This window comes from Brevundimonas sp. GW821-FHT10A07 (genome assembly GCF_059415785.1).
The window spans coordinates 38,406-50,409 of sequence record NZ_JBWKNX010000019.1; the positions used below are offsets into that span (position 1 = coordinate 38,406).

The window sequence follows — 12,004 nt, forward strand, 5'->3', positions numbered from 1 at the left end:
GTCTCTCGTTCCTCAGCCCATCCGCCGCAGCACCAGGGCGCTCCAGGCGTCGTGATGGATGCGCTTCTCCAGCCGGAAGCCGCGCGACGTATAGGCCGCCGTCACCCGCCGTTCCTGGGTCCGCAACAGGCCCGACAGGATGGCGACCCCGCCCAGGCTCAGCGCCATCTTGATGTCCTGCGACAGGGCCACCAGCGGCGGGGCCAGAATATTGGCGAAGACCAGATCATAGGGCCCATGGCGGCGCACCCGCTGATCGTTCAGGCCCGAGGCGTGGACGAAGCTGGCGTGGGCCTGGTTCAGGGCGGCGTTCTCGTTGGCGATCCGCACCGAGGGGGCGTCGATGTCGGTGCCGACCGCGATCCGGCTGCCCGTGCGCGCCGCCGCGATGGCCAGGACGCCCGTGCCGCAGCCGACATCCAGAACCCGCTCGAACCGTTCGCGCTTCAGCAGATCGTCGAACGCCTCCAGACAGCCGACCGTCGTGCCGTGGTGGCCGGTGCCGAAGGCGGCGCCGGCGTCGATCTTCAGATTGACGGCGTTGGGCGGCACCCGTCCCTCGTCATGCGCGCCATAGACGAAGAAGCGCCCGGCGCGCACCGGCGGCAAACCCGACAAGGACATGGCCAGCCAGTCGGCGTCGGCCAGTTTCTCGACCGTGACAGTGACCGGATAGTCGGCCAGGGTCGCCTTCAGCCCCTCGACCTCCTCGGCCGTGGTCGGGAAGGCGTCGATGCGCCAGATGTTGCGATCCTCGTCCTCTTCCAGGATGGAATAGGTCGCGCCCTCAAGCGTGGGATCGGCGTCGATGGCGGCGGCGGCGGCCTCTGCGCTATCGCGCGGACCCCGGGCGATTATCTGAACTGCGGACTCGGACATTTTTCAAACACCGCTAAGATGACGAATCATTGCGATCCGGCGCATCGTCTTCCCGACGCCGCCGGGCTTTTTAACGAACCGAGGGGTCGGGGAATACATGGCCAAGTCACCGTCTACGTCTAAAACTGCGTCGCCGAAGCCGGCGACCGCCGCTTCCAAGCCTAAAGCTGCGCCGAAGTCGAGCGCCGCGAAGGCCGTCGCCGAGAAAACCGTCGCGCCCAAGGCCGCCAAGCCCGCCGCCGTGAAGACCGCCGCCGTCAAACCGGCTGCGGCCAAGACGCCCGCCAAGACGACCGCGCCCAAGGCCGCTGTCGCCAAGACGTCGCCGGCCAAGCCCAAGGCCGCCCCGGCCGCCAAGCCGACCGCCAAGCCGGCCGCACCCGCCGCTTCCAAGTCTGCCCCCGTGAAGGCCGCCGCGCCCAAGGCGACGACGAAGACCGCCGCCAAGGCCGCACCGAAGACGTCTGCGCCCAAGCCCGCCACGGCCAAGCCTGTCGCAGCCAAGGCGCCGACGCCCAAGGCTCCGGCCGCTGCGTCCAAGCCGGCTGAACCCGTCGCCGCTCCGGCGCCCAAGCCCGCCGCCGCTGCACCGGCTCCCGCGCCGACGCCCAAGCCGGTCGAAACGCCCAAGCCCGCGCCGGCCGCCGCGCCTGCGCCCAAGGCTGAGGAAAAGGGCTTCTTCGCCAAGCTCGGCGACATGATCTTCGGCAAGCGCTGATCACGGCTCACAGACCAGACTGAAGTCGCCGGACGGTTCGCCCCGTCCGGCGATTTTCGTTTCAGCGCAGCCGTTCCGCCAGAAAATCCACGAACACCCGCACGCGCGCCGGCATATTGGCGCCGCCGACGAAGACCGCATGGATCGGCTCCCGGTCGCCCGGATTGAAGTCCTCCAGCAAGGGAACCAGCCGCCCCGCGTCGATGGCGTCGGCCACGCTGAAATTCCCGACCCGCGTCACCCCGACCCCGGCCACCGCCAGCTGAGTCAGGGTCTCGCCGTTGTTCGCCTCGATCGGCCCCCGCACCGTCAGGGCGTAGTCGCGGCCGTCCCGGCGAAACGGCCAGACGGGCTCGGCGCGGCGGAAGTTGAAGTTCAGGCAATCATGATCGTGCAGGTCTTCCGGAACCGTCGGCGTCCCGCGGCGGGCCAGATAGTCGGGCGAGGCGACGATAGTCCGCCCCGTGTCGCCCAACCGCCGCGCCGTCAGCGGACTGTCGGCCAGCGGCCCGAACCGGATCGCCACATCCGCCTGCCCCGCCGCCACATCGACCACGACATCGGTCAGGTTGATGTCGATCAGGATATGCGGATAGCGACGCACGAAATCCCCGAGCAGAGGCACCACATGCTGGCGGCCATGGGCCAGTGAGGCGCTGACCCGCACCCGCCCGCGCGGCGCCCCCTGATCGGCGATGCCCTGTTCGGCGTCGTCCAGGTCGGCGAGGATGCGACGCGCCGCGCCCAGATAGGTCTGGCCCTCGACCGTCAGGGTCAGCACGCGCGTCGTGCGCAGCATCAGCCGCACCCCCAGCCGCGCCTCGATCCGGTCGACGGTCCGGCTGACCGCCGACGGGGTCAGTCCCAGGATCCGACCGGCGGCGGAGAAACTGCCGCTTTTCGCCACGGCGACGAAGATCTCCATCTCCCGCGCCCGGTCCGCCCCATTCATCTGCATCTTTGCGTCCAGATCAAAAATCCTTGGCCTCCCGCCTGCCTACCGCCGCTGCGGCGCGGCGTCCATCTGTGCGTCCGAACACAGACGAGGGACAGTCATGGACTATCGGCAAGTTGGATCATCGGGCCTGCGGGTTCCCGTCCTCAGCTTCGGCACGGGCGCATTCGCGGCGCTCGACGCCGCCAGCGCCGTCCTGCCGTCCTATCCCCACAGCCCCTATCGCCAGCAGGAAGGGTTCGCGCGCCTGAACCCGCCGCTGGTCTGAACCTCCCAAAGGTCTCCTCCCCCATGAAACTCAATCCTCCCCTCCTCGCCCTCGCGGCCGGAGCCTTCGGCATCGGCGTGACCGAGTTCGCCCCGATGGGCCTGCTGCCGGTCATCGCCACGGACCTGGGCGTCTCCATTCCCACGGCCGGTCTGTTGATCAGCGCCTATGCCCTGGGCGTCATGCTGGGCGCGCCCCTGATGACCCTGACCACGGGTCGCGTGCCGCGCCGCGCCCTGCTGATCGGCCTGGCCGCCGTCTTCACCCTGGGCAATCTGATGGCGGCCGTCTCGACCGACTACGCCATGCTGCTGGTCGCGCGGGTCGTCACCTCGCTGAACCACGGGGCCTTCTTCGGCGTCGGCTCCATCGTGGCCGCCAGCCTGGTGCCGCCCAACCGACAGGCCGGCGCGGTCGCGGCCATGTTCATGGGCCTGACCATCGCCACCGTCGTCGGCGTGCCGCTGGCGGCCTGGGCGGGCGACGTCCTGGGCTGGCGCGCCTCCTTCTGGGCCATCGCCGGCATCGGCCTGATCGTCATGGCCGCCCTGCGCCTGACCCTGCCCAAACTGCCGGCGCCGGTCGGCGGCGACGCCCTGGCGGAGGTGCGCGTCCTGGGTCGCGGCCCCGTTCTGTCGGCCCTGGCCCTGACCGTGATCGGCTCCAGCGCCATGTTCACCGTCTTCACCTATATCGCCCCGATCCTGCATGAAGAGGCCCACGCCTCCATCGGCTTCGTCACCGCCATGCTGGTCGTCTACGGCCTGGGCCTGACGGTCGGGAACTGGCTGGGCGGCAAGTTCGCCGACCGGTCGGTGGATCGCACCCTGATCATCACCCTGGCGTCTCTGGCGGCCATCCTGGTTCTGTTCGCCTTCACCATGCCGTTCGCCGTTCCCGCCCCGTTCGTGATCTTCATCTGGGGCGTGGCCAGCTTCGCCCTGGTGCCGCCGCTGCAGGTGCGGGTGATGGCCGCCGCCTCGGATGCGCCCAACCTGGCCTCGTCGGTCAATATCGGCGCGTTCAATCTGGGCAACGCCGTCGGCGCGGCCGTGGGCGGGGCGGTGATCGCCGGGGGGCTGGGCTATCCGGCGGTCGCCCTGGCCGGCGCCGCCTCTGCGGCCCTGGGTCTGGTTCTGGTCCTCTTTCTGACCCGCAAGCGCGCCCCCGCCACGGCTCCGGCCATCGGCTGACGGCTCAGGCACTGGAAAAGACGCGACCTCGGCCGACGCCGGGGTCGCATCCTCCATCGCGTGGCGACGGCGGAATATCGATAATAGTTGACTTTTGCGAGGGGACTTCTATATCGCGTCCAGCCTCGGGACAGGTCTGCGATACGCGCCGCCCGCTCGCCCAAAGAGGGGCGGTTCCGTTGCTGTTACGCACGCAGACGCTTTCTCTCCCAAGGATTCATGACCGAATTTTCCCAACTGGGCCTCTCGCCCACGACCCTGCAGGCCGTCGCCGACACCGGCTACACGACCGCCACTCCGATTCAGGAACAGGCGATCCCTGTGGCCCTGGCCGGCCGCGACGTCCTGGGCATCGCCCAGACCGGCACCGGCAAGACCGCCGCCTTCACCCTGCCCCTGGTCGAACGCCTGGCGTCGGGCCGAGCCCGCGCCCGCATGCCGCGCGCCATCGTCCTGGCCCCGACCCGCGAACTGGCCGACCAGGTCGCCGAGAGCTTCGCCAAATACGCCAAGGGCACCAAACTGACCTGGGTGCTGCTGATCGGCGGCGTCTCCATGGGCGACCAGGTCGCCGCGCTGAACAAGGGCGTCGATGTCCTGATCGCCACCCCGGGCCGCCTGCTTGACCTGTTCGAACGCGGCAAGATGCTGCTGACGGGCGTCGAGATCATGGTCGTCGACGAGGCCGACCGCATGCTCGACATGGGCTTCATTCCCGACATCGAGCGCATCTTCAAACTGACGCCGCCGCGTCGCCAGACCCTGTTCTTCTCGGCCACCATGCCGCCCGAGATCACCCGCCTGACGACCGCCTTCCTCAAGGATCCGACCCGGATCGAGGCCTCGCGTCCGGCGATGACCGCCGATACCATCACCCAGTACATCGTCCGCATCCCGACCTCGGACCCCAAGGCCAAGCGCGCCGCCCTGCGCGCCCTGATGAGCCGCACCGACGTGCGCAACGGCATCGTCTTCTGCAACCGCAAGTCAGAAGTCGACATCGTCGCCAAGTCGCTGAAGACCCACGGCTTCGACGCGGCGCCGATCCATGGCGACCTGGACCAGTCGCACCGGATGAAGACCCTGGCGGACTTCCGATCCGGCGCGCTGAAGATCCTGGTGGCCTCCGATGTCGCCGCACGCGGCCTGGACATCCCGGATGTCAGCCACGTCTTCAACTACGACGTCTCGCACCATGCCGACGACTACGTCCACCGCATCGGCCGCACCGGCCGCGCCGGCAAGCTGGGTCAGGCCTTCATGATCGTGACCCCCGGCGACGACAAGTCGCTGGATAAGGTGCTGAAGCTGATCAAGATGGATCCGCAGGAGCTGGTTCTCGACGACGTCGATTTCGACGCGATCAAGGACGGTGGACGGGACGACAAGCGCTCGCCCCGTTCGAGCGAGTCTCGCTCGGGCGGTCGCGGCCGTTCACGCGCCGCCGAGCCGGCTCAGGCTTCAGCCGCCGTCCCGGCGACCGCCGTGGCCGAAACCGACGCCGTCGAAGCGACGACCCGGTCACGCAGCCGCCGCAAGGCCAAGCCCGAGGTTTCGGCCGTAACCGCGACCGAAATCGAAATCGCCCCCGTCGTTGACAAGCCTGCCGGTCGCGGCCGCAACCGCACCAAGTCCGAGCCCCGGTCAGAACCGAAGATCGAAGCGAAGATCGAACCTCGGACCGAGGCCGAGGCCAAGGTCGAGGCCGAGGCCGCGCCCGTCGAAGAGACCCGCGCCGCCCGCACCGACCGCGAGCCCCATCTGCGTCAGTCGGATCGTCGTGGCGAACGTCGTCCGGAAGAGCGTGAACGTTCCGGCGTCAAGGGCTTCGGCGACGACATCCCGGCCTTCCTGCGCCGTCCGGTCGTCATCCGCGCCTAAGCCCCGGCGCGTTTACTCGCTATTACGGATAGGCCTGTAATCTTTTCCCCGAGCTCCAGAACGGAGCTTTGGGAGAGATGAATGACGGCGCAGATCGAAATGGCGGTTCGGGGACCGGAAGCCTATTCTCTTGCGCGGGACGTCATCACCGACATGGAGAAGGTCGGCGTCTGGCCGACGCCTCTGAATTTCGAACTCTGGCTTCACTATATGGGCGATCCTGACGCCCCCCTGGGCCGCGAGATCAAACGCCTCCTGGCCGAGAAGGTCGTGATCAACGACGAGACTGCGGAACTGCTGGCTGCCGAATTCCTGCCGCGCAGCCGCCTGTCGGAAGACATCCGCGACGCCGGCGCCGTGCTGGATCGTGAACTGGCCAATGTGGCCGGCGCCATCGCCAAGGCCCACAAGACTCAAGCCGACTACGGCGAAACCCTGGTGGCCGCATCCCAGACCATGGAGGCGGCCGAAGACGGCGCGCCGCTGAAGACCCTGGTCGGCGGCCTGACCATCGCGACGAAACGCGTCCGGCGCGAGACCGCCATTCTGGAGAAACGTCTGGAGAGCTCCAACAAGGAGGTAGCCCGGCTGCGCGAACACCTGGAACAGGTCCGCCGCGACGCCATGACGGACGCCCTGACCAATCTGGCCAACCGCAAGGCCTTCGACGAACGACTGGAAAGGGTCTGCGACGGCGACGACCACGCCCCCCTGACCCTGGCCATCCTCGATATCGACCATTTCAAACGCTTCAACGACACTTGGGGGCACCAGACCGGCGATCAGGTGCTGCGCTATGTCTCCACGATCCTGTCGCGGGTCTGCAGCGGCAATCGCTTCGTCGCGCGGTTCGGCGGTGAAGAGTTCGCGATCATCTTCCCCGGAGAGAGCGCCGGCGCCGTCACCATGGCGCTGGAAACCATCCTCGAAGAGGTTTCCTCACGTTCGCTGCGTCGCCGCTCGACCAACGACGACCTGGGCGCCGTGACGCTTTCCGCAGGCTTCGCCGAACATCTTTCGGGCGAGACCGCCTCCAGCCTGCTGGAACGCGCCGACGCGGCCCTCTATGCCTCCAAGCATGCCGGCCGCAATCGCGTCACCAGCGCGATTGCGCTCGAGACCGCCGCCTAAACACCTGACAAGGTCAAGCATTCTGCCATAGTCGGGCTATGCGCAGCCTCGCCTTCAATATCGCCTACTGGATCCTGTCGATCGGCTACGGCCTGACCGCGGCCTTCGCCGCCCTCGCGCCCGGTCGCGGGCCGACCAGTCGGGTCATCCGCGCCTATGTCCGACGCATGGTCCAGGCCATGGCCGTCTTCGCCGGGATCAGGTTGGACGTGCGCGGCAAGGATCGTCTGCCCGACGGCGCCTTCATCATCGCCTCCAAGCACCAAAGCTGGGGCGACGGCTTCGCCACCTACGACCAGTTCGACGACCTGGCCTTCGTCACCGGCGATCACCTGGAGAAGTTTCCCCTGCTGGGCGGGGTGTTGAAGAAGCTGGGCGCCATCGTCGTCAACAGCTGCGGCGGCCACGAAGCCCGCCAGGCCCTGGCCACCCGCGCCGCCGAGGCCAAGGCCGAGAACCGCAAGATCCTGATATACCCCGAGGGTCATCTGGCGCCGGTCGGTCAGAAGTTCCGCTACCGTTCGGGCGTCTGGCACATGTACCGCGACTTCGACATGCCGGTCGTGCCCCTGGCCACCAACCTCGGCCTGTTCTGGCCCGAGGAGAAGTACGAGAAGCACGCGGGCACAGCGACGCTGGAGTTCCTGGACCCCATCCCCGTGGGCCTGCCCAAGGACGAATTCCTGGCGCGCCTGGAGGCGGTGGTCGAGACCCGCACGGCCGAACTGATCGCCGAGGCCACGGGCCAGCCGGTGACGCCAGCGGTTCTGATGGATACGCCTAAATAGGCTTCGGTTTCTTCCCGGACGCCTTGCGCACCGCCACCTCCAGCGACCGACGCGCCCAGACGACGGCCTCGTCGGGGTCGTCCAGCGCCGTCTCCGGCAGGGTCCAGTATCCCATGGACATCGTCCGCCCGTCCTTGGTCGGATATCTGAATTGCCTACACCCGGCCTCGACGAAGGCCTCGCCCAGCGCCTCGTCACCCTTCAGCCAGACCAAGCCGTCATCCAGCAAGGCGAACATCACGCCCGAGGCATAGACCCCGGCGCCGCCGAACATCCGCTTGATCTCCAGCCGCCCCAGATCCGCGAAATGCTCGCGCACCCATTCGCCGAAGGCCGCGTCATACGCCATCTCAGACGGCGGCGGCCGGGACGATGGTGACGCTCTCGCCGCAGCCGCAGGCGTCGGTCTGGTTCGGATTGTTGAACACGAACTTGGACGACAGCCGGGTCATCTCGTAATCGATCTCGGTGCCGATCAGGAACAGCACGGCCTTGGGTTCGATCAGGATGGTGACGCCCTTGTCCTCGACCACCTCGTCCAGCGGGCCGATCTCGTCGGCATAGGCGAAGGTGTACTCCTGCCCGGCGCAGCCGCCGTTCTTGACCCCGATCCGCAGACCGATGTGGTCGTTCTCGGCATTGTCCAGGATCTCGCGCACGCGTTCGGCGGCGGCGTCCGTCAGGGTCACGGCCTTGGGACGCGGGCGGCGTGGACGGGATGTGGCTTGAAGTTCGGTCATCAGAACATGTTCAGGGCCAGCTTGGCCTCGTCGCTCATCTTGGAGGAATCCCACGGCGGATCGAACACCAGATTGGCCTTGGCGCTGCGCACGCCCGGCACCTTCTCGACCGCCGTCTCGACCCAGCCCGGCATCTCGCCCGCCACCGGGCAGCCGGGCGCCGTCAGGGTCATGTCGACCACCACGTCACGGTCGTCGGAGACATCGACCCGGTAGATCAGGCCCAGCTCATAGATGTCGACCGGGATTTCCGGGTCATAGACCGACTTCAGCGCCGCGATCAGCTCCTCGGTCAGCTTGTCCAGCTCGACCTGGGAAAGGGCGCTCTTCTGGGGTTCGTCCCAGGCGTTCTTGAAGGCGTCGGTGTCTTGAATGGTGTCGTCTGTCATGGGCTTACACGAAGAAGTTCCGCGCCTTGATCAGCGCGTCCACGAAGGCGTCGGCATCCTCCACGGTGTTATATAGGGCGAAGGAGGCGCGTGTGCTCGACGTCACGCCCATTCTTTTCGCCAGCGGCTCGGCGCAGTGCTGTCCGGCCCGCACGGCCACGCCGTAACGATCCATGATCTGGGCCACGTCATGGGCGTGGGCGCCCTCGACGGCGAAGGTCAGGATCGCGCCCTTCCCCTCCGCCTGCCCCAGAATCCGCAGCCAGTTCTGCCCCTGCAGCCGATCGACAGCGTGCTGGTAAAGCGAATGCTCATGCGTCTGAACCGACGCCCGATCGTATTGCGCCAGCCACTCCAGCGCCACGCCCAGGCCGATGGCCTCCAGGATCGGCGGCGTTCCCGCCTCGAACCGATGGGGCGGCCTGGCGTATGTCACGCGATCCATCTCGACCGTCTCGATCATTTCGCCGCCGCCCTGATAGGGCGGCAGGGCCTCCAGCGCCTCGGCCTTGCCGTACAGGGCGCCGATGCCGGTCGGCCCGAACAGCTTGTGACCGGTCAGGACATAGAAGTCGCAACCGATGGCCTGGACGTCCGGCGTCGCATGGACCGCCCCCTGGCACCCGTCGATCAGCACCTTGATCCGGGAGTCGGGGGCGCCGGCCGCATGCGCCAGTCGCGTGATCTCGGCGACCGGATTGATGGTCCCCAGCACGTTCGACATATGGGTGACCGCGACCATCCGCGTCTTCGGCGACAGCAGGTCCGCATAGGCCGCCATGTCCAGCGAACCGTCGTCCAGCACCGGGATCCATTTCAGCACCGCGCCGCGCCGCTCCCGCAGGAAATGCCAGGGTACGATGTTGGAATGGTGCTCCATCTCCGAGACCAGGATCTCGTCGCCCGGCTGGATGGACAGGCCCAGCCCATTGGCCACCAGATTGATCGCCTCGGTCCCGCCCTTGGTCCAGACCACCTGTTCGGCGCTCTCGGCGTTCAGGAAACGGGCGACGATCTCGCGCGCCTTCTCGAAGGCCTCGGTCGCCTCGTTCGACAGGGTGTGCAGCCCGCGATGGACGTTGGCGTATCCGCCCTCCATCGTCGCCACCAGGGCGTCGATCACCGCGCGCGGCTTCTGGGCCGAGGCCGCATTGTCCAGATAGACCAGCGGCTTGCCGTTCACCTGTCGCGACAGGATCGGGAACTGCGCCCGCACAGCATAGGGATCAAAGCCTCTCCCCCTGGGGGAGGTGGCGGGACGCTCCTGCGCCGCGACGGAGGGGGCAAGATCAGTCACAACCGAGCCGTCAGCCATTCCCGCGCCACCTCTCTCGCGCCCTCATGTTCGATCCGGTCGATGACCTCGATCAGGAAGGCCTGGGTCAACAGGGCGCGGGCCTCCTCGGCCGGAATGCCGCGCTGCTGCATGTAGAACAGGGCGCTCTCGTCCAGCGCCCCCACCGTATTTCCGTGCGCGCACTGCACATCGTCGGCATAGATGATCAGTTCGGGCTTGGCGTCGATCTCGGCCCGCTCGGAGGCGATCAGGGCGTGGTGCCCCATGCGCGCATCGGTGCCGTCGGCCCCGCGCTCGACCACGATCTTGCCCTGGAAGACGCCCCGCGCCGTATCGCGCGCCACGCCCTTGATCAATTGCGACGTCGCGCCGTCGCGCTCCATGTGCCGCACCACGCTGGTCAGGTCGGCCTGCCGCGATCCATTCAACAAATACAGGCCGTCGGCCTGAACCTGCGCCTCCTGGGCGAAGTGAGCGATGCGGGTCTCGATCCGCTGCAGCTTGGCGCCGGTGGCGATGATAGTCTGGCGATAGACGCCGCCCGCCTCGACCTTCACATGGGCTTCGGCGATGGAAATGGCGTCCTCCGGCTCCTCGACCAGGACGACGCGCGTCACCTCGGCCCCGGCCGCCACATCCAGCTCCAGCGTATTGTGGGCCACATAGGCCGAGCCGGCGCCCTCGTGCGTCTCCAGCAGCAGCAGCTTGGCGCCCGCCCGCACGGCGACCCGCGCCCTGGCCGTATGCCCCGTCCCGACGGCGTTCGAGATATAGCGCAGCCGCAGCGTCTGCTCGCCCGAGGCGATGAAGTCGGTCACGCCCACCGGCCGCCCATTGGCGAAGACGATGGCCTCTCCACCCAGGGCGTAGAACGGCCCCGGCGCGCCCACGGCGGCCGTGCCCGACGGCGTCGGCGCCTCGCGCAGATGACGCTTCAGGTCGCTGTACTTCCACGCCTCATCCCGCCGCGACGGGAAGGTGGCCGCGTCGGTCAGGTCGATGGCGAAGGTCGCGCTCATGCGGGTTCCGGAAGATATTTGTCATATCCTTCCGCCTCCAGCTGATGCGCCAGCTCCGGCCCGCCCGAGGCCACGATCCGGCCGCCGGCCAGCACATGGACGCGGTCCGGTTTGATGTAGTCGAGCAGGCGCTGATAGTGGGTGATGACCAGCATGGCCCGGTCCGGGCGACGCAGGGCGTTCACCCCTTCCGACACGATCCGCAGGGCGTCGATGTCCAGGCCGGAATCCGTCTCGTCCAGGATCAGCAGCGACGGCTCCAGCAAGGCCATCTGCAGGATCTCCATCCGCTTCTTCTCGCCGCCGGAGAAGCCGACGTTCAGCGGCCGCTTCAGCATGTCGAAGTCCATCTTCAGCGCCTTGGACGCCTCCCGGACCAGCTTCAGGAAGGCCGGCGCCGCCACCTCCTCCTCGCCCCGCGCGCGCTTCTGCGCATTCAGCGCCGTCCGCACGAAGGTCAGGGCCGGCACGCCGGGGATCTCGATCGGATACTGGAACGACAGGAAGACGCCCTTGGCAGCCCGTTCGGCCGGGTCCAGCGCCAGCAGGTCCTCGCCCGCCCATTCGACCGATCCTTCCGTCGCCTCATAGCCCGGCCGCCCCGACAGGGCATAGCCCAGCGTCGACTTCCCGGCTCCATTAGGCCCCATGATGGCGTGCACCTCGCCCGCCGGCACTTCGAGCGTCAGGCCCTTGAGGATCGGCTTGTCGCCGACGGAGACGTGGAGGTTGGAGATGGAGAGCAT

The 12,004-nt window shown here is 67.8% G+C and carries 14 protein-coding genes; 6 read left to right on the forward strand and 8 right to left on the reverse strand.

Features of this window, described 5'->3' with window-relative positions; genetic code table 11:
* Positions 1 to 12 precede the first annotated feature (12 nt).
* Positions 13 to 879: a 50S ribosomal protein L11 methyltransferase gene (locus AC07NC_RS14625; RefSeq protein ID WP_494569962.1), complete on the reverse strand. Its 867-nt coding sequence runs from the start codon at positions 877 to 879 to the stop codon at positions 13 to 15.
* A gap of 97 nt (positions 880 to 976) precedes the next feature.
* Here AC07NC_RS14625 and AC07NC_RS14630 point away from each other — a divergent pair, with 97 nt between their 5' ends.
* Positions 977 to 1,597, forward strand: coding sequence for a hypothetical protein (locus AC07NC_RS14630; RefSeq protein ID WP_494569963.1), 621 nt, complete (start codon positions 977 to 979; stop codon positions 1,595 to 1,597).
* Positions 1,598 to 1,658: 61 nt separating this feature from the next.
* Here AC07NC_RS14630 and AC07NC_RS14635 read toward each other — a convergent pair whose 3' ends face one another.
* Entirely contained in the window at positions 1,659 to 2,555 is an 897-nt protein-coding gene (locus AC07NC_RS14635; RefSeq protein WP_494569964.1) for a LysR family transcriptional regulator, read from the reverse strand.
* Between the two features lie 97 nt (positions 2,556 to 2,652).
* Here AC07NC_RS14635 and AC07NC_RS14640 point away from each other — a divergent pair, with 97 nt between their 5' ends.
* The 5 genes from AC07NC_RS14640 to AC07NC_RS14660 all read left to right on the forward strand — a co-directional run bounded on the left by AC07NC_RS14640 (position 2,653) and on the right by AC07NC_RS14660 (position 7,813).
* Positions 2,653 to 2,820: a hypothetical protein gene (locus tag AC07NC_RS14640; RefSeq protein ID WP_154725789.1), complete on the forward strand. Its 168-nt coding sequence runs from the start codon at positions 2,653 to 2,655 to the stop codon at positions 2,818 to 2,820.
* 23 nt (positions 2,821 to 2,843) lie between these two features.
* A complete protein-coding gene (locus tag AC07NC_RS14645; RefSeq protein ID WP_292148263.1) occupies positions 2,844 to 4,013 on the forward strand; it encodes an MFS transporter in 1,170 nt (389 codons plus the stop codon).
* A 219-nt stretch (positions 4,014 to 4,232) separates the two neighbouring features.
* Complete coding sequence (locus AC07NC_RS14650; protein WP_494569965.1) at positions 4,233 to 5,894, forward strand: DEAD/DEAH box helicase; 1,662 nt, start codon at positions 4,233 to 4,235, stop codon at positions 5,892 to 5,894.
* An 81-nt stretch (positions 5,895 to 5,975) separates the two neighbouring features.
* Complete coding sequence (locus AC07NC_RS14655; RefSeq protein ID WP_154725786.1) at positions 5,976 to 7,025, forward strand: GGDEF domain-containing protein; 1,050 nt, start codon at positions 5,976 to 5,978, stop codon at positions 7,023 to 7,025.
* A gap of 38 nt (positions 7,026 to 7,063) precedes the next feature.
* Positions 7,064 to 7,813, forward strand: a complete 750-nt coding sequence (locus AC07NC_RS14660) for a lysophospholipid acyltransferase family protein (protein ID WP_154725785.1) — start codon at positions 7,064 to 7,066, stop codon at positions 7,811 to 7,813.
* On the opposite strand, the gene AC07NC_RS14665 is transcribed toward AC07NC_RS14660, so the two are convergent.
* The 6 genes from AC07NC_RS14665 to sufC all read right to left on the reverse strand — a co-directional run bounded on the left by AC07NC_RS14665 (position 7,806) and on the right by sufC (position 12,004).
* On the reverse strand, positions 7,806 to 8,162 hold the full coding sequence (locus AC07NC_RS14665) for a TfoX/Sxy family protein (RefSeq protein WP_494569966.1): 357 nt from the start codon (positions 8,160 to 8,162) through the stop codon (positions 7,806 to 7,808). The two genes, AC07NC_RS14660 and AC07NC_RS14665, sit on opposite strands and share 8 nt — an antisense overlap.
* Position 8,163: 1 nt before the next feature.
* Positions 8,164 to 8,553, reverse strand: a complete 390-nt coding sequence (locus AC07NC_RS14670) for a HesB/IscA family protein (protein ID WP_494569967.1) — start codon at positions 8,551 to 8,553, stop codon at positions 8,164 to 8,166.
* On the reverse strand, positions 8,553 to 8,942 hold the full coding sequence (locus tag AC07NC_RS14675) for an SUF system Fe-S cluster assembly protein (protein ID WP_154725782.1): 390 nt from the start codon (positions 8,940 to 8,942) through the stop codon (positions 8,553 to 8,555). Before AC07NC_RS14675 ends, AC07NC_RS14670 begins: the two co-directional genes overlap by 1 nt.
* A gap of 4 nt (positions 8,943 to 8,946) precedes the next feature.
* Positions 8,947 to 10,158 carry an aminotransferase class V-fold PLP-dependent enzyme gene (locus AC07NC_RS14680; RefSeq protein WP_494569986.1) on the reverse strand — a complete coding sequence of 404 codons (1,212 nt, stop codon included), beginning with the start codon at positions 10,156 to 10,158 and terminating at the stop codon, positions 8,947 to 8,949.
* Between the two features lie 77 nt (positions 10,159 to 10,235).
* The gene (gene sufD, locus AC07NC_RS14685) at positions 10,236 to 11,258 is read right to left on the reverse strand and encodes a Fe-S cluster assembly protein SufD (protein WP_447941464.1); all 1,023 of its coding nucleotides are present in this window, start codon (positions 11,256 to 11,258) and stop codon (positions 10,236 to 10,238) included.
* Positions 11,255 to 12,004: a Fe-S cluster assembly ATPase SufC gene (gene sufC / locus AC07NC_RS14690; RefSeq protein ID WP_494569987.1), complete on the reverse strand. Its 750-nt coding sequence runs from the start codon at positions 12,002 to 12,004 to the stop codon at positions 11,255 to 11,257. Before sufC ends, sufD begins: the two co-directional genes overlap by 4 nt.